This window comes from Enterobacter sp. C4G1 (assembly GCF_052886895.1).
In genome coordinates, this window is sequence record NZ_JBQVVV010000001.1 from 578,671 (window position 1) to 597,023 (window position 18,353).

Annotated in this window: 10 protein-coding genes, 2 tRNA genes and 4 rRNA genes; 9 read left to right on the plus strand and 7 right to left on the minus strand. The window is 51.9% G+C overall.

What is annotated here, in order from left to right:
* Positions 1–43 precede the first annotated feature (43 nt).
* Entirely contained in the window at positions 44–208 is a 165-nt protein-coding gene (locus ACT9TW_RS02755; protein WP_446491607.1) for a DUF2556 family protein, read from the plus strand.
* A 138-nt stretch (positions 209–346) separates the two neighbouring features.
* Entirely contained in the window at positions 347–2,428 is a 2,082-nt protein-coding gene (locus ACT9TW_RS02760; RefSeq protein WP_446491608.1) for a putative bifunctional diguanylate cyclase/phosphodiesterase, read from the plus strand.
* Here the strand turns inward: ACT9TW_RS02760 and envR are convergent.
* Positions 2,423–3,070: an acrEF/envCD operon transcriptional regulator gene (envR, locus tag ACT9TW_RS02765; RefSeq protein ID WP_446491609.1), complete on the minus strand. Its 648-nt coding sequence runs from the start codon at positions 3,068–3,070 to the stop codon at positions 2,423–2,425. The genes ACT9TW_RS02760 and envR overlap by 6 nt on opposite strands.
* A gap of 403 nt (positions 3,071–3,473) precedes the next feature.
* Here envR and ACT9TW_RS02770 point away from each other — a divergent pair, with 403 nt between their 5' ends.
* From ACT9TW_RS02770 to ACT9TW_RS02800, 7 genes are all read left to right on the plus strand, one after another.
* Positions 3,474–4,613, plus strand: coding sequence for an efflux RND transporter periplasmic adaptor subunit (locus tag ACT9TW_RS02770; protein ID WP_446491610.1), 1,140 nt, complete (start codon positions 3,474–3,476; stop codon positions 4,611–4,613).
* An 11-nt stretch (positions 4,614–4,624) separates the two neighbouring features.
* Positions 4,625–7,735, plus strand: coding sequence for an efflux RND transporter permease subunit (locus ACT9TW_RS02775; RefSeq protein WP_446491611.1), 3,111 nt, complete (start codon positions 4,625–4,627; stop codon positions 7,733–7,735).
* A gap of 302 nt (positions 7,736–8,037) precedes the next feature.
* A complete protein-coding gene (locus ACT9TW_RS02780; protein ID WP_008502867.1) occupies positions 8,038–8,259 on the plus strand; it encodes a lipoprotein in 222 nt (73 codons plus the stop codon).
* Between the two features lie 490 nt (positions 8,260–8,749).
* The gene (locus ACT9TW_RS02785) at positions 8,750–9,775 is read left to right on the plus strand and encodes an amino acid ABC transporter substrate-binding protein (protein WP_182062730.1); all 1,026 of its coding nucleotides are present in this window, start codon (positions 8,750–8,752) and stop codon (positions 9,773–9,775) included.
* A 67-nt stretch (positions 9,776–9,842) separates the two neighbouring features.
* A complete protein-coding gene (locus tag ACT9TW_RS02790) occupies positions 9,843–11,024 on the plus strand; it encodes an amino acid ABC transporter permease (RefSeq protein WP_446491612.1) in 1,182 nt (393 codons plus the stop codon).
* 9 nt (positions 11,025–11,033) lie between these two features.
* Positions 11,034–12,137 carry an amino acid ABC transporter permease gene (locus tag ACT9TW_RS02795; protein ID WP_446491613.1) on the plus strand — a complete coding sequence of 368 codons (1,104 nt, stop codon included), beginning with the start codon at positions 11,034–11,036 and terminating at the stop codon, positions 12,135–12,137.
* 7 nt (positions 12,138–12,144) lie between these two features.
* A complete protein-coding gene (locus ACT9TW_RS02800) occupies positions 12,145–12,903 on the plus strand; it encodes an amino acid ABC transporter ATP-binding protein (protein WP_014171880.1) in 759 nt (252 codons plus the stop codon).
* Positions 12,904–13,093: 190 nt separating this feature from the next.
* On the opposite strand, the gene rrf (ACT9TW_RS02805) is transcribed toward ACT9TW_RS02800, so the two are convergent.
* From rrf (ACT9TW_RS02805) to ACT9TW_RS02830, 6 genes are all read right to left on the minus strand, one after another.
* Positions 13,094–13,209: ribosomal RNA gene (rrf, locus tag ACT9TW_RS02805) — 5S ribosomal RNA — on the minus strand.
* A 43-nt stretch (positions 13,210–13,252) separates the two neighbouring features.
* A tRNA-Thr gene (locus ACT9TW_RS02810) sits at positions 13,253–13,328 on the minus strand.
* A 14-nt stretch (positions 13,329–13,342) separates the two neighbouring features.
* Positions 13,343–13,458, minus strand: a 5S ribosomal RNA gene (gene rrf, locus ACT9TW_RS02815).
* A 71-nt stretch (positions 13,459–13,529) separates the two neighbouring features.
* A 23S ribosomal RNA gene (locus ACT9TW_RS02820) occupies positions 13,530–16,435 on the minus strand.
* A gap of 193 nt (positions 16,436–16,628) precedes the next feature.
* Positions 16,629–16,704, minus strand: a tRNA-Glu gene (locus ACT9TW_RS02825).
* 86 nt (positions 16,705–16,790) lie between these two features.
* Positions 16,791–18,330 (minus strand): 16S ribosomal RNA (locus ACT9TW_RS02830).
* Together the 16S, 23S and 5S rRNA genes with 2 tRNA genes alongside form the textbook arrangement of a ribosomal RNA operon.
* Positions 18,331–18,353: the final 23 nt, after the last annotated feature.

An 18,353-nucleotide genomic window follows, 5' to 3' on the forward strand; every position in this document is an offset into this window, starting at 1 on the left:
ATTTCCACCACCTTAACGGCCTCTCTTTTCCCGGAATGTCACAATGATTCGTAAATACTGGTGGCTGGTTGTCTTTGCTGTCTCCGTTTTCATTTTCGATGCGCTACTGATGCAGTGGATTGAACTGATGAGCACCGAAACCGATAAGTGCCGCAATATGAATTCTGTGAACCCGTTAAAGCTCGTGAAGTGTTCCGATCTCGATTAAGCGTCAGACACTGCGACCCCTGCTATCACTCAATAATTGAAGGGATTTAAATCCCTTTGAGTCATTACCTGACGGTGATAATGTCTCAGCCCTTCTCAACCTCTCTTGCTAAACCTCTCACAACGAGCTGAAAAGACCATGCTGGTTAGCCAATACAACCAAATCCTCGTAGTCACCTCCTTTGTTGTCGCCATCCTTGCTGCCTTTACCGCGTTGAATATGGCTGCACGCGTCGCCGGAAGCCAGGGAGTAGCTGCTCGCATCTGGTTAGCGGGCGGTGGTATCGCAATGGGTATCGGCGTGTGGGCGATGCATTTCATCGGGATGCTGGCCATGGATCTCTCCATGAGCATGAGTTACAACGCGGCGCTTACAGTGCTATCGATGGTGATTGCCATTGGCTCATCGATGTTTGCGTTGTGGCTTGTCAGCTGCGAGCAACTGCGTTTACGCCGCCTGCTGCCCGGCGCGTTAGTGATGGGGAGCGGTATTGTCGCCATGCACTACACCGGCATGGCAGCGCTTGAGGTTATGCCGGGCATTGTCTGGGATAAAGGTTGGGTGGCCATTTCTGTCGTCATCGCCCTCGTCGCGTCACTCGCCGCATTGTGGCTAACGTTCCGTTTACGTCACGAAGCCGCACAGGTGGCGCTGATGCGCCTGGGAGCGGCTATCACCATGGGGATAGCCATCGCCGGGATGCACTATGCTGGCATGAAAGCCGCACAGTTTCCAATGTCGACGATGGTGCATCACGACGGCATTAACGGCAGCTGGCTGGCGGTACTGGTCAGTGTCGTGGCGCTCTCAATTCTTGGGATCAGCTTGCTGGTATCGATGCTGGATGCCCGCCTCCAGGCGCGTACGTCTTTGCTGGCCTCTTCTCTGGCAGAAGCTAACCGCGAGCTGGCACAACTGGCGCTACACGATACGCTGACGCGCCTGCCCAATCGTATTCTGCTGGAAGACCGACTTGATCAAGCCATCAGCAAAGCTGACCGTGAAGGCTCCCATTTTGCGCTGATGTTTATGGATCTCGACGGCTTTAAAGCCATCAATGATGCCTACGGCCACGATGTGGGCGATAGGCTGCTGGTTGCCGTCACGAAACGCATGCTACTACCACTGAAAGGCCAGTACACTCTTGCCCGTATCGGTGGAGATGAGTTTGTACTGTTGGCCGAAACGGAAGGGCCAGATGATGCCGCCTCACTGGCAAGCGCGCTGGTTCGCGCGATTGATAGCCCCTTCCTCCTGGAACCCTGCGAGCTGGTCGTGACCCTCAGCATCGGCATTGCACTCTACCCGCACGACGGTCATAACGATCGTGAGCTCATGTTTAACGCTGATGCGGCGATGTACCACACCAAACATATGGGACGAAATGGCTATCACTTCTTCCAGCCATCAATGAACACCATGGCGCAAACGCATCTCCAGCTCATGAATGACCTGTGGCTGGCTATCGACCGCGATGAGTTACGTCTGCTTTATCAACCTAAATTCCACGCTCCGGCAGGGCCAGTCCTCGGATTTGAAGCCCTGCTGCGCTGGCAACACCCGAAACAGGGCCTGCTGACACCGGACATGTTCCTGTCGCTGGCCGAAAAAACAGGACTAATTATTCCTATCGGTAACTGGGTGATTAACGAAGCCTGCCGCCAGTTGCGGGAATGGCATATCCAGGGACACCAGAGCTGGTCGATGGCGGTGAACCTGTCAACGCTTCAGTTCGAGCAGCCTTCACTGGTTAAAACCGTGCTCGACTGCCTGGCGCGCCACAATGTGCCACCTGAAATGCTGATTCTGGAAGTGACCGAAACCACGGCAATGAGTAACCCGGATGAAAGTGTACGTGTGCTCACCGAGTTAACCAATGCAGGTGTAAAAGCCTCCATTGACGACTTTGGTACAGGCTACTCAAGCTTGCTTTACCTTAAACGTTTACCGGCCTGTGAGCTGAAGATAGACCGGGCATTTGTGAAAGAGCTGAGCGGGGAGAGTGATGATGCAACGATTGTCTCGGCTATCGTTGCACTGGCCAAAACGCTTAACCTGAAAGTGGTTGCCGAAGGTGTTGAAACACAGGCACAGCAGGAATTTTTAACAGAACTGGGCTGCAACACGCTTCAGGGTTACCTGTTAGGTAAACCTGTTACGGCACAGGCCGTTGAAGCCCTGTGCCTGGACGGGGAGTTGCTTCCCACCAGAGTGTCATAACGCAACGCCATAAACCGCTGGCGACACGCGCGTGCTATGCAGTGTCGCCAGGATATTATCGACCAGAGCAGGAGCCTGTTGATAGAGATTAAAGCTGTCTCTGTTCATTAACCAATTCTTAATCAATCCGCTAAAGAAACCGTGGAAAACAATCAGCGTGAGATCAATATTCACGCTGGGTGAAATCGCATTGTTTAAAACACATCGCTCCAGCGTTTTACGCAAACAATCGAAATTTATGCCAATGCGTTTACGAATTTCATACTCTGAAATGACTTCGTTAGTAAATTCACACTTATGATAAAGAATTTGTAATAGCGCGCACTGTCGGGGTTCGTGGGCGATATATTGTAATGTAGTAATAAATTGCTCACGAAGCATTAACAACGGATCATCATCTTCTGAAAGTGAAAGACGATCCCTGATAATATCCCGCAGCGGTAATTGCTGTTCCCAGATAGCATTAAATATTTCTGATTTACTGGAAAAATGCCAGTACACCGCCCCACGAGTCACCCGCGCAGCATCGGCAATATCCGTCAGGGTCGTGTTCGCCACACCGCGCGTAGCGAACTGCCCGATGGCCGCTTCGATCAGCTGTTGCCGTGTCTTTTGTGCATCTTTTTTGGTTTTACGCGCCATAGGCAGTAACTCATTACTCGCAGGGTTGATACGCAATCCGCAGCCAATAAGCGGGCTCAGAAAAACAGAAGTATTCACCAGAACGGGAATTCATTTTGTACAAAAAAAGTCACTTCATTTAATTCATAGATTTGGCAAATGATTCAATTGCGCCATATTCATTAAACACATTAATAATGTGAATGGACAACGGATAAAATAAATAAACCGATCGCCATGATACCTCTAATACAGAGTGTAAAATTCTGATTATGGTGTTCCCATCTCTTCCTCAGCACTTATAAATTAAAAAACATTAAATACCCTCATTATTATACGCAGCTACATTTTTTGTTTTTATGCCCCCTCAACCCTCTCACCGATTTTCGGCAAACATCGGTTATGGGTATTTAAAGGAACAGTAATGACACTTCATTTCAGGCTCTTACCCTTATCCGGTTTAATTGTTTGCGCCGCCCTGCTCGCGGGCTGCAATGGGCAGGATGACCAACAACAGCATCCGCAATCCCCGCAGGTCAGCGTGTATACCGTAAAAAGCGCACCACTGGCCGTTACCACTGAGCTACCGGGCAGAACCGATGCTTTCCGCGTTGCAGAAGTGCGGCCTCAGGTGAGCGGGATCATACTGCGCCGTAACTTTACGGAAGGAAGCGATGTCAAAGCCGGGGACTCCCTTTATCAGATAGATCCCGCAACCTACCAGGCGGCATACGACAACGCAAAAGGTGAGCTGGCAAAGGCCCAGGCAGCGGCAAATATTGCCCATCTGACAGTCAAACGTTATGTCCCACTGGTGGGCACACAATATGTCAGTAAGCAGGAGTACGACCAGGCCGTAGCAACGGCTCAGCAGGCTGATGCCAGCGTGGTCGCAGCGCAGGCAGGGGTAGAGAGCGCCCGTATCAATCTGGCGTATACCAAAGTGACATCCCCCATTGAGGGCAGGATCGGTAAATCCAGCGTTACCGAAGGGGCGCTGGTCACCAATGGACAGGCCACTGCTCTGGCAACCGTCCAGCAGCTTGATCCTATTTATGTCGACGTGACCCAACCCAGCAGTGATTTTATGCGTCTGAAACAGTCCAGCCTGCAAAAAGGAGATGGCAGCAGTGCCGTCGAGTTACTGATGGAAAATGGTCAGCCTTATCCCCTGAAAGGCACGCTGCAATTCTCCGATGTGACGGTAGATGAAAGCACCGGCTCGATTACGCTTCGCGCTATTTTCCCGAACCCTAAACACCTGCTATTGCCGGGCATGTTTGTGCGTGCACGCATTGATGAAGGCATACAGCCAGACGCAATTCTGGTGCCTCAGCAGGGGGTGACTCGCACACCACGTGGCGATGCAACCGTGCTGGTTGTTAATGACAAAAATCAAGTTGAATCCCGCACGGTCGTTGCACCACAAGCCATTGGCGATCGCTGGCTGATTACCGAAGGGTTAAAGAACGGTGACCGCGTGATCGTCAGCGGTTTACAGAAAGCCCGTCCTGGCACCACCGTGGTGGCTACACCCGATAACACTGCTAATACAGCAAGTTAAGGGAAGAGAACATGGCTAATTTCTTTATCCAGAGGCCTGTTTTTGCCTGGGTGCTCGCCATCATTCTGATGATTGCCGGTGGGCTTGCCATCTTAAAACTGCCCATTGCACAGTATCCTACCATTGCGCCACCTGCGGTGGCGGTCACGGCAACTTACCCTGGTGCTGACGCCCAGACGGTGCAGGACACCGTGACGCAAGTTATCGAACAGAACATGAACGGTATCGATAACCTGATGTATATGTCCTCCACCAGCGACTCTGCGGGTAGCGTGACGATCACCCTGACCTTCCAGTCAGGTACAGACCCGGACATCGCCCAGGTACAGGTGCAAAATAAACTCCAGCTCGCCATGCCATTGTTGCCGCAGGAAGTGCAGCAACAGGGTATTGGCGTAGAGAAATCCAGTAGCAGCTTCCTGTTGGTTGCGGGCTTTGTTTCGGACAATAAGAGCCTCACCCAGGATGACATCTCTGACTACGTCGCATCGAATGTGAAAGATGCCATTAGCCGTACATCCGGCGTTGGCGATGTTCAGCTGTTTGGTGCCCAGTACGCCATGCGCATCTGGCTAGACAGCAATGCAATGAACAAATACCAGCTCACACCGCTGGACGTTATCAACCAGTTGAAAACCCAGAACAACCAGATTGCTGCTGGCCAACTGGGTGGAACGCCGTCCATACCGGGGCAGCAGTTAAACGCATCAATCATTGCGCAGACCCGTCTCAAAACGCCGGAAGAGTTTGGCCGTGTAACGCTGAAGGTGAACCCGGATGGCTCAATGGTGCATCTGAAAGACGTTGCCCGTATTGAGCTGGGCGGTGAAAACTACAACATGGTGACGAAGATCAACGGCCAGGCAGCAACCGGCCTGGGGATTAAGCTTGCCACCGGTGCCAACGCGCTGGATACCGCTGCGGCGATCAAAACCAGGCTTGCGCAGTTGCAGCCTTTCTTCCCGCAAGGGCTGAAAGTGGTTTATCCGTACGACACCACCCCGTTCGTGAAAATTTCTATTCATGAAGTGGTGAAGACGCTGTTTGAGGCGATCATACTCGTCTTCCTGGTCATGTATCTGTTCCTGCAAAACCTGCGAGCAACCCTGATCCCTACCATCGCGGTTCCGGTGGTATTGCTGGGGACATTCGCAATACTGGCCGCATTTGGCTTCTCTATAAACACGCTAACGATGTTCGGTATGGTTCTGGCCATAGGCCTGCTGGTTGATGATGCCATCGTGGTGGTGGAGAACGTCGAACGCGTAATGGTCGAAGACAAACTGCCGCCCAAAGAGGCCACGCAGAAGTCGATGGAACAAATTCAGGGCGCACTGGTAGGTATTGCCATGGTGCTCTCTGCGGTGTTCATCCCGATGGCCTTTTTTGGCGGGTCGACGGGGGCCATTTACCGACAGTTTTCACTCACTATTGTCTCTGCGATGGCGCTGTCCGTACTGGTGGCGTTGATTTTAACGCCCGCACTCTGTGCCACGCTGCTCAAACCGGCCAGCGAGCACCACGAAAAACGAGGCGGATTCTTCGGCTGGTTTAATGCCCTCTTTGATAAAAGTGTGGAGCATTACACCAACAGCGTCAGCGGTATTTTGCGCAAGACCGGTCGTTACCTGCTGATTTATGTCCTTATCGTCGGCGGCATGGCGGTTCTGTTTCTGCGCCTGCCAACCTCCTTCCTGCCAGAAGAGGATCAGGGGGTGTTTATGACAATGGTTCAGCTGCCAGCAGGTGCAACGCAGATGCGTACCCAGCAGGTCCTTGACCAGGTTCAGAACTATTACCTGAACCAGGAAAAAGCCAATGTGGAATCGGTGTTTACCGTTAACGGGTTTAGCTTCAGCGGTCAGGGGCAAAACTCGGGCCTGGTGTTCATAAGCCTGAAACCCTGGGAAGACCGCCCGGGGAGTGAAAACAACGTTGAGGCCATTGTTGGCCGCGCTACTAAAGCGTTCAGCCAGATAAAAGATGGCCTGGTATTTCCGTTTAACTTGCCTGCCATTCTGGAGTTAGGCACGGCTACGGGCTTCGATTTTGAGCTGATTGACCAGGCGAACCTCGGACATACTCAGCTGACCCAGGCGCGTAATCAGCTGCTCGGTATGGTGAAAGAGCATCCTGACCTGCTGGTGCGCGTGCGTCCTAACGGGCTTGAAGATACGCCGCAGTTCAAGCTGGATGTGGATCAGGAAAAAGCACAGGCATTGGGTATAAGCCTGTCGGATATTAACCAGACCATTTCGACAGCGCTTGGCGGAACCTATGTGAATGACTTTATTGATCATGGTCGAGTGAAAAAGGTGTATGTCCAGGCGGATGCCCGTTTCCGAATGCTGCCGGGCGATATCAACAATCTTTACGTGCGCAGTGCGAACGGCGAGATGGTCCCTTTTTCATCGTTTAGCAGCTCTCACTGGGTTTACGGTTCACCACGCCTGGAGCGATACAACGGGATGCCATCAATGGAGATCCTCGGAGAATCCGCACCGGGTAAAAGTACCGGTGAGGCAATGGCAATGATGGAAAGCCTGGCCGCAAAACTGCCAGCGGGTATCGGCTACGACTGGACGGGGATGTCCTTCCAGGAGCGTCTGTCAGGTAACCAGGCGCCCGCGCTATATGCCATCTCCTTGATCGTGGTTTTCTTATGCCTCGCCGCATTGTATGAAAGCTGGTCTATACCGTTCTCTGTCATGCTGGTTGTGCCACTGGGGGTCATCGGCGCGCTTCTCGCAGCGTCACTTCGCGGTTTGAACAATGACGTTTACTTCCAGGTCGGCCTGCTCACGACGATAGGGTTATCGGCCAAGAACGCCATTCTGATTGTGGAGTTTGCAAAAGACCTGATGGAGAAAGAGGGTAAAGGCATTATTGAAGCAACGCTTGAAGCATCTAGAATGCGTCTTCGCCCTATTCTGATGACTTCATTGGCCTTTATTCTGGGTGTGATGCCGCTGGTGATGAGTAGCGGAGCCGGAAGCGGTGCTCAAAATGCCGTGGGGACAGGGGTAATGGGCGGCATGTTGTCAGCCACCCTTCTGGCCATCTTCTTCGTGCCGGTGTTCTTTGTGGTTGTCCGACGACGTTTCACCCGTCACAAAGAGTAACGCTTAACAAAAGGCACCCTGGGTGCCTTTTTATTTTTAACGTAAACAATGAATTGGCCTGGGAAACGTAACAACGTTTAAAATGCGCCATTTGCATTAAGTAAAAATAAAACCGCAAGTGGCTTCACACTTTCTCCATTAATTCATCCGGGTAAGTCTCTTTTCTCCATGATTTTTACAAACCACATAATTTGAGATTATTCCCCATGCAACCAGGGCTTATCACAATGGTAAAATATCCTCGATTCGTTAATTGCCCTCCTGGCTTTATAGCGAATTAAAAAGAATGCAGAGGTAACATCATGAAAAGATTCATTTCCGTTGCACTACTCGCTGCGCTGCTTGCTGGTTGCGCGCACGACTCTCCATGTGTACCGGTATACGACGATCAGGGGCGACTGGTTCATACCAATACCTGTATGAAAGGCACCACCCAGGATAACTGGGAAACAGCAGGTGCAATCGCTGGCGGTGCTGCCGCAGTAGCAGGTCTGACGCTGGGTATCGTTGCTTTGACGAAGTAATCGCTAAGGCATAAACGTACACTTGTGAAAGCGCGGCTCCGGCCGCGCTTTTGCTTTGAAACAGTGCAGTTTTTTCAGAGAAGTAAAATATTAGCCCTGGTTTCTTCCATCAGCTTATTTTAATCCAGACGTTAATCACATCTTTTTTGCGCATCGATTCAAATTTCATATTCAACAGTGATGATTTTCACAAATCAATTACATTAAATATCCTGCCAATATTCACGCCAGAAACTATCTATTGTTATATCCGATATGTAATCAAACTTTTGCTCTAATTTGTGGCGCAGGTTGTAATTTCGCACCATTTCGGGGCGCTCGATTTATTTAACCCTGTCTACACTCAGCATTATGCGTTCCGTTGTCCTTTATTTTCGCGAGCGCAAACCTGGCATTACGTTTGCTTTATAAACGTTGGCCAAAGCCACAGACAGGTCAAAGCGTTTTAAGACGCCTCTATAACGATAAATTTCGCCACACAGGATGCATTATGAAAAAGACGATGATAGCCAGCCTGGCCGCCGCGAGCGTGTTGTTTGCTGTAGCCAACCAGGCCCACGCGGGCACAACGCTTGATGCCGTTAAAAAGAAAGGTTTTGTACAGTGCGGTATCAGTGACGGGTTACCTGGCTTCTCTTATGCCGATGCCAACGGCAAATTTACCGGTATTGACGTTGATGTCTGCCGTGGCGTCGCCGCAGCCGTTTTTGGTGATGACAGCAAAGTAAAATATACCCCGCTGACGGCGAAAGAACGCTTCACCGCACTGCAATCTGGCGAAGTTGATATGCTCTCGCGTAATACCACCTGGACCTCTTCTCGTGATGCCGGCATGGGGATGTCATTCACTGGCGTGACCTATTACGACGGTATCGGCTTCCTTACCCATAATAAAGCGGGCCTGAAAAGCGCCAAAGAGCTGGATGGGGCGACCGTATGTATTCAGGCCGGTACCGATACCGAGCTGAACGTCGCCGATTACTTTAAAGCGAACAATATGAAATATACGCCAGTGACATTCGACCGCTCTGACGAATCAGCGAAAGCACTGGAATCTGGTCGTTGCGATACGTTGGCTTCTGACCAGTCTCAGCTGTACGCCCTGCGTATCAAGCTAAGCAATCCTGCTGAGTGGATCGTATTACCTGAAGTGATCTCCAAAGAGCCTCTGGGACCGGTCGTTCGCCGCGGCGATGAAGACTGGTTCTCCATTGTTCGCTGGACGCTGTTTGCCATGCTGAACGCCGAAGAGATGGGCATCAATTCGAAAAACGTCGATGAGAAAGCGGCGAACCCGACTAACCCGGATATGGCGCACCTGTTAGGTAAAGAAGGTGATTTCGGTAAAGACCTGAAGCTCGACAACAAGTGGGCTTACAACATTGTTAAGCAGGTTGGTAACTACTCCGAGATCTTCGAACGCAACGTAGGATCTGAAAGCCCGCTGAAGATCAAACGCGGCCAGAACAATCTCTGGAACAACGGCGGTATTCAGTACGCTCCGCCAGTACGTTAAGCAATTGCTGTAACGGGCACCGCGCCTGCGGTGCCCACTCCAGAGTCATGGTTACCGAGGTTTCTTTATGTCCCATCGCCGCTTAGCCGTAAAAGGATCGTTATCCTTTTCTCATCCCGCGGTTCGCGCCTGGCTGTTCCAGATTATAGCCATCGTCGTGGTTGTGGTTATCGCCGTTTATTTAATCCATAACACTGTTACCAACCTGAATAACCGCGGTATCACCTCCGGCTTTGCATTTCTGGATCGCAGCGCGGGTTTCGGCATTGTTCAGCATCTTATTGATTATCAGGAAGGAGATACCTACGGACGCGTGTTCGTGGTCGGCCTGCTGAATACGCTGCTGGTTTCGGCGCTCTGTATTGTTTTCGCTTCCGTACTGGGGTTCTTTATCGGCCTGGCGCGGCTTTCTGAAAACTGGCTGCTGCGAAAACTGTCGACGATTTACATCGAGACTTTCCGTAATATCCCGCCACTGCTACAGATCTTCTTCTGGTATTTTGCCGTTCTGCGTAACCTCCCAGGCCCTCGCCAGGCCGTGGATGCCTTCGACCTGCTTTTTCTGAGTAATCGTGGGCTGTACATTCCTTCGCCTCTGGCAGGTGAAGGGCTTTACGCGTTTGTTGTTGCTATTGCTATCGCTATTGCCCTTTCTGTAGGGCTATTCCGCTATAACCGCAAACACCAGATTAAAACCGGTCAGCTTCGCAAAACCTGGCCCGGTGCCGCACTCCTTATCGTGGGTTTGCCACTGCTGGCACACTGGTTCGTTGGCGCTGCGCTGCACTGGGATATTCCACATTTGCGCGGTTTTAACTTCCAGGGAGGGATGGTCTTAATTCCTGAGCTGGCGGCGCTGACGCTGGCGCTATCCATTTATACATCGGCATTTATCGCGGAGATCATCCGTTCAGGGATCCAGGCCGTGCCTTATGGTCAGCACGAGGCCGCTCGCTCGCTGGGCCTGCCGAACACAGTGACGCTTCGCCAGGTCATTATTCCACAAGCGTTGCGGGTCATCATTCCGCCACTGACCAGCCAGTATCTCAATATTGTCAAAAACTCGTCGCTGGCTGCCGCCATTGGCTATCCCGATATGGTGTCGCTGTTTGCAGGAACCGTGCTCAACCAGACCGGGCAAGCGATTGAAACTATTGCCATCACAATGTCTGTCTATCTGATTATCAGTCTGGTTATTTCGTTGCTGATGAACCTTTATAACCGTCGCATCGCACTGGTTGAGCGTTAAGGAGCCATGATGACAAAAGCGATATTGTCTCACTCTTCGCGTTCAGCCATAAAACCTGGCGGACGCTATATCAACTGGGCGCGCAAGAACCTGTTCTCCAGCTGGAGTAACGGCCTGCTGACCGTTGTCTGTCTGTGGTTGATGTGGGAATTGATCCCACCGTTGCTGAACTGGGCGTTTTTGCAGGCTAACTGGGTAGGTTCTACCCGAGCTGACTGTACAAAAGCGGGCGCATGTTGGGTGTTTATCCACGAGCGTTTTGGCCAGTTTATGTATGGGCTGTACCCGCACGAACAACGCTGGAGAATTAACCTGGCTCTGGTCATCGGTTTGCTCTCCATCGCCGCAATGTTCTGGAAAAAACTGCCGCATCGTGGGCGTTACATTGCCTGCTGGGCGGTGGCCTATCCCATTATTGTCTGGGTGTTGCTGTACGGTGGTTTCCTGGGACTGGAACGTGTCGAAACCCGCCAATGGGGTGGCCTGACGCTAACGCTGATTATCGCCTCTGTGGGGATTGCCGGTGCGTTACCCTGGGGGATTTTACTGGCGCTTGGGCGGCGCTCCAGAATGCCGGTCGTGCGTGTGCTTTCCGTTCTCTTCATCGAGTTCTGGCGCGGCGTGCCGTTGATTACCGTGCTGTTTATGTCATCGGTCATGCTTCCACTCTTTATGGCTGAAGGAACGACGATCGATAAGCTTATTCGCGCACTGGTAGGGGTGATTTTATTCCAGTCTGCTTACGTTGCCGAAGTCGTGCGCGGTGGTCTTCAGGCATTACCAAAAGGTCAGTACGAGGCTGCGGAATCACTGGCTCTCGGTTACTGGAAAACACAGGGGCTGGTGATACTGCCTCAGGCGCTTAAGCTGGTTATTCCAGGGCTGGTGAACACGATCATCGCACTCTTTAAAGATACCAGCCTTGTGATCATCATCGGCTTGTTTGATCTCTTTAGCAGTGTGCAGCAGGCCACTGTCGATCCTGTCTGGCTTGGTATGTCCACTGAGGGCTATGTCTTTGCCGCTCTGATTTACTGGATTTTCTGTTTTAGCATGTCGCGCTATAGCCAGCATCTGGAAAAGCGCTTTAACACCGGGCGTACACCGCACTGAGGAAATTATGAGCCAGATTACTATGACACCTGCCGACGCGATGATTACGCTGGAAAACGTCAATAAATGGTACGGACAGTTTCACGTTCTGAAAGATATCAACCTGAAGGTAAAACAGGGGGAGCGAATCGTTCTCTGTGGGCCTTCAGGATCGGGTAAATCAACAACCATTCGCTGCATTAACCACCTGGAGGAACATCAGCAGGGACGTATTGTGGTTGATGGCATCGAGTTGAATGAAGATATTCGTAATATCGAACGTGTGCGCCAGGAAGTGGGGATGGTGTTTCAGCACTTTAACCTTTTCCCGCACCTGACGGTTTTACAGAACTGCACACTGGCACCAATTTGGGTGCGAAAGATGCCGAAAAAGGAAGCGGAAGCACTGGCAATGCATTACCTGGAACGCGTGCGTATTGCTGAACATGCAAATAAGTTTCCGGGACAGATATCAGGCGGACAGCAACAGCGCGTGGCGATCGCCCGTTCACTGTGCATGAAACCTAAAATTATGCTGTTTGATGAGCCAACATCCGCACTCGATCCGGAAATGGTGAAGGAAGTTCTGGATACCATGATTGGTCTGGCGCAATCCGGGATGACCATGCTGTGCGTAACACATGAAATGGGGTTTGCCCGCACCGTGGCTGACAGGGTGATCTTTATGGATCGCGGTGAGATTGTGGAACAGGCTCCGCCAGATGAGTTCTTTGCTCATCCAAAGTCAGAGCGTACCCGTGCCTTCCTGTCGCAGGTGATTCACTAGTCGTTTGCTCTGCCCGGTGGTGTGTTGCCTGCCGGGCCTGTCACGATGTTTATACCACTGAAATGTAAAAAGGCCATCCGAAGGATGGCCTTTTTACTTATTTGATGTCCGCATGAGAGCATTCACACCGACAAACGATACGCAAAACAAAAAGCCCAGTCAGAAGACTGGGCTTTTTGTTTTATTTGATGTCTGGCAGTTCCCTACTCTCACATGGGGAGACCCCACACTACCATCGGCGCCACGGCGTTTCACTTCTGAGTTCGGCATGGGGTCAGGTGGGACCACCGCGCTAAAGCCGCCAGACAAATTCTTTTACTATGTGCCGAACTTCAACCTACGTATTAAGTGGTGCTGATACCCAGAGTCGAACTGGGGACCTCACCCTTACCAAGGGTGCGCTCTACCAACTGAGCCATATCAGCACGCTAAATTTGATGCCTGGCAGTTCCCTACTCTCACATGGGGAGACCCCACACTACCATCGGCGCTACGGCGTTTCACTTCTGAGTTCGGCATGGGGTCAGGTGGGACCACCGCGCTAAAGCCGCCAGGCAAATTCTGTTAATCTGTATCAAAGCTGAAAATATTCTGTCTCTCAACCGCCGAAACAGCTTCGGCGTTGTAAGGTTAAGCCTCACGGTTCATTAGTATCGGTTAGCTCAACGTATCGCTACGCTTACACACCCGACCTATCAACGTCGTAGTCTTCAACGTTCCTTCAGGACTCTCAGGGAGTCAGGGAGAACTCATCTCGGGGCAAGTTTCGTGCTTAGATGCTTTCAGCACTTATCTTTTCCGCATTTAGCTACCGGGCAATGCCATTGGCATGACAACCCGAACACCAGTGATGCGTCCACTCCGGTCCTCTCGTACTAGGAGCAGCCCCCCTCAATTCTCCAGCGCCCACGGCAGATAGGGACCGAACTGTCTCACGACGTTCTAAACCCAGCTCGCGTACCACTTTAAACGGCGAACAGCCGTACCCTTGGGACCTACTTCAGCCCCAGGATGTGATGAGCCGACATCGAGGTGCCAAACACCGCCGTCGATATGAACTCTTGGGCGGTATCAGCCTGTTATCCCCGGAGTACCTTTTATCCGTTGAGCGATGGCCCTTCCATTCAGAACCACCGGATCACTATGACCTGCTTTCGCACCTGCTCGAGCCGTCACTCTCGCAGTCAAGCTAGCTTATGCCATTGCACTAACCTCCTGATGTCCGACCAGGATTAGCTAACCTTCGTGCTCCTCCGTTACTCTTTGGGAGGAGACCGCCCCAGTCAAACTACCCACCAGACACTGTCCGCAACCCGGATTACGGGTCTACGTTAGAACACCAGCCATTAAAGGGTGGTATTTCAAGGTCGGCTCCACGCAGACTGGCGTCCACGCTTCAAAGCCTCCCACCTATCCTACACATCAAGGACCAGTGTTCAGTGTCAAGCTATAGTAAAGGTTCACGGGGTCTTTCCGTCTTGCCGCGGGTACACTGCATCTTCACAGCGAGTTCAATTTCACTGAGTCTCGGGTGGAGACAGCCTGGCCATCATTACGCCATTCGTGCAGGTCGGAACTTACCCGACAAGGAATTTCGCTACCTTAGGACCGTTATAGTTACGGCCGCCGTTTACCGGGGCTTCGATCAAGAGCTTCGCGTTGCCGCTAACCCCATCAATTAACCTTCCGGCACCGGGCAGGCGTCACACCGTATACGTCCACTTTCGTGTTTGCACAGTGCTGTGTTTTTAATAAACAGTTGCAGCCAGCTGGTATCTTCGACTGATTTCAGCTCCACCCGCAGGGGCTTCACCTACACATCAGCGTGCCTTCTCCCGAAGTTACGGCACCATTTTGCCTAGTTCCTTCACCCGAGTTCTCTCAAGCGCCTTGGTATTCTCTACCTGACCACCTGTGTCGGTTTGGGGTACGATTTGATGTTACCTGATGCTTAGAGGCTTTTCCTGGAAGCAGGGCATTTGTTACTTCAGTACCGTAGTACCTCGTCATCACACCTCAGCGTTAAAAAGAGTCCGGATTTACCTAAACTCTCCGCCTACATGCTTAAACCGGGACAACCGTCGCCCGGCTAACATAGCCTTCTCCGTCCCCCCTTCGCAGTAACACCAAGTACAGGAATATTAACCTGTTTCCCATCGACTACGCCTTTCGGCCTCGCCTTAGGGGTCGACTCACCCTGCCCCGATTAACGTTGGACAGGAACCCTTGGTCTTCCGGCGTGCGGGCTTTTCACCCGCATTATCGTTACTTATGTCAGCATTCGCACTTCTGATACCTCCAGCACCCCTCACAGGACACCTTCAACGGCTTACAGAACGCTCCCCTACCCAACAACGCATAAGCGTCGCTGCCGCAGCTTCGGTGCATGGTTTAGCCCCGTTACATCTTCCGCGCAGGCCGACTCGACCAGTGAGCTATTACGCTTTCTTTAAATGATGGCTGCTTCTAAGCCAACATCCTGGCTGTCTGTGCCTTCCCACATCGTTTCCCACTTAACCATGACTTTGGGACCTTAGCTGGCGGTCTGGGTTGTTTCCCTCTTCACGACGGACGTTAGCACCCGCCGTGTGTCTCCCGTGATAACATTCTTCGGTATTCGTAGTTTGCATCGGGTTGGTAAGCCGGGATGGCCCCCTAGCCGAAACAGTGCTCTACCCCCGAAGATGAATTCACGAGGCGCTACCTAAATAGCTTTCGGGGAGAACCAGCTATCTCCCGGTTTGATTGGCCTTTCACCCCCAGCCACAAGTCATCCGCTAATTTTTCAACATTAGTCGGTTCGGTCCTCCAGTTAGTGTTACCCAACCTTCAACCTGCCCATGGCTAGATCACCGGGTTTCGGGTCTATACCCTGCAACTTAACGCCCAGTTAAGACTCGGTTTCCCTTCGGCTCCCCTATACGGTTAACCTTGCTACAGAATATAAGTCGCTGACCCATTATACAAAAGGTACGCAGTCACACCACGAAGGTGCTCCCACTGCTTGTACGTACACGGTTTCAGGTTCTTTTTCACTCCCCTCGCCGGGGTTCTTTTCGCCTTTCCCTCACGGTACTGGTTCACTATCGGTCAGTCAGGAGTATTTAGCCTTGGAGGATGGTCCCCCCATATTCAGACAGGATACCACGTGTCCCGCCCTACTCTTCGAGTTCACAACCTGTGTGCTTTCGTGTACGGGGCTATCACCCTGTATCGCCGGACTTTCCAGACCGTTCCACTAACACACAAGCTGATTCAGACTCTGGGCTGCTCCCCGTTCGCTCGCCGCTACTGGGGGAATCTCGGTTGATTTCTTTTCCTCGGGGTACTTAGATGTTTCAGTTCCCCCGGTTCGCTTCGTTAAGCTATGTATTCACTTAACGATAGTGTGTCGGAACACACTGGGTTTCCCCATTCGGAAATCGCCGGGTCAAAGGTTCATATCACCTCGCCGGCGCTTATCGCAGATTAGCACGTCCTTCATCGCCTCTGACTGCCAGGGCATCCACCGTGTACGCTTAGTCGCTTAACCTCACAACCCGAAGATGTTTCTTTCGATTCATCATCAAATTGCGAAAATTTGAGAGACTCGAACACACCATTAAGGTGTGTCGTTTCAATTTTCAGCTTGATCCAGATTTTTAAAGAGCAAATATCTCAAACATGACTCACTGAGTCAGTTTTGAGATACGGGGGTCGGCGACTTTCACTCACAAACCAGCAAGTGGCGTCCCCTAGGGGATTCGAACCCCTGTTACCGCCGTGAAAGGGCGGTGTCCTGGGCCTCTAGACGAAGGGGACACTGAAGTCTGCTTCGGCAAGACGCCTTGCTATTTACTTTTCATCAGACAATCTGTGTGAGCACTACAAAGGCAGGTTCTTTAAGGTAAGGAGGTGATCCAACCGCAGGTTCCCCTACGGTTACCTTGTTACGACTTCACCCCAGTCATGAATCACAAAGTGGTAAGCGCCCTCCCGAAGGTTAAGCTACCTACTTCTTTTGCAACCCACTCCCATGGTGTGACGGGCGGTGTGTACAAGGCCCGGGAACGTATTCACCGTAGCATTCTGATCTACGATTACTAGCGATTCCGACTTCATGGAGTCGAGTTGCAGACTCCAATCCGGACTACGACATACTTTATGAGGTCCGCTTGCTCTCGCGAGGTCGCTTCTCTTTGTATATGCCATTGTAGCACGTGTGTAGCCCTACTCGTAAGGGCCATGATGACTTGACGTCATCCCCACCTTCCTCCAGTTTATCACTGGCAGTCTCCTTTGAGTTCCCGGCCGAACCGCTGGCAACAAAGGATAAGGGTTGCGCTCGTTGCGGGACTTAACCCAACATTTCACAACACGAGCTGACGACAGCCATGCAGCACCTGTCTCAGAGTTCCCGAAGGCACCAATCCATCTCTGGAAAGTTCTCTGGATGTCAAGAGTAGGTAAGGTTCTTCGCGTTGCATCGAATTAAACCACATGCTCCACCGCTTGTGCGGGCCCCCGTCAATTCATTTGAGTTTTAACCTTGCGGCCGTACTCCCCAGGCGGTCGACTTAACGCGTTAGCTCCGGAAGCCACTCCTCAAGGGAACAACCTCCAAGTCGACATCGTTTACGGCGTGGACTACCAGGGTATCTAATCCTGTTTGCTCCCCACGCTTTCGCACCTGAGCGTCAGTCTTTGTCCAGGGGGCCGCCTTCGCCACCGGTATTCCTCCAGATCTCTACGCATTTCACCGCTACACCTGGAATTCTACCCCCCTCTACAAGACTCTAGCCTGCCAGTTTCGAATGCAGTTCCCAGGTTGAGCCCGGGGATTTCACATCCGACTTGACAGACCGCCTGCGTGCGCTTTACGCCCAGTAATTCCGATTAACGCTTGCACCCTCCGTATTACCGCGGCTGCTGGCACGGAGTTAGCCGGTGCTTCTTCTGCGAGTAACGTCAATCACTAAGGTTATTAACCTTAATGCCTTCCTCCTCGCTGAAAGTACTTTACAACCCGAAGGCCTTCTTCATACACGCGGCATGGCTGCATCAGGCTTGCGCCCATTGTGCAATATTCCCCACTGCTGCCTCCCGTAGGAGTCTGGACCGTGTCTCAGTTCCAGTGTGGCTGGTCATCCTCTCAGACCAGCTAGGGATCGTCGCCTAGGTGAGCCATTACCCCACCTACTAGCTAATCCCATCTGGGCACATCTGATGGCAAGAGGCCCGAAGGTCCCCCTCTTTGGTCTTGCGACGTTATGCGGTATTAGCTACCGTTTCCAGTAGTTATCCCCCTCCATCAGGCAGTTTCCCAGACATTACTCACCCGTCCGCCGCTCGTCACCCAGGAGCAAGCTCCCTGTGTTACCGCTCGACTTGCATGTGTTAGGCCTGCCGCCAGCGTTCAATCTGAGCCATGATCAAACTCTTCAATTTAAGTTTGATGCTCGTGAATTAAA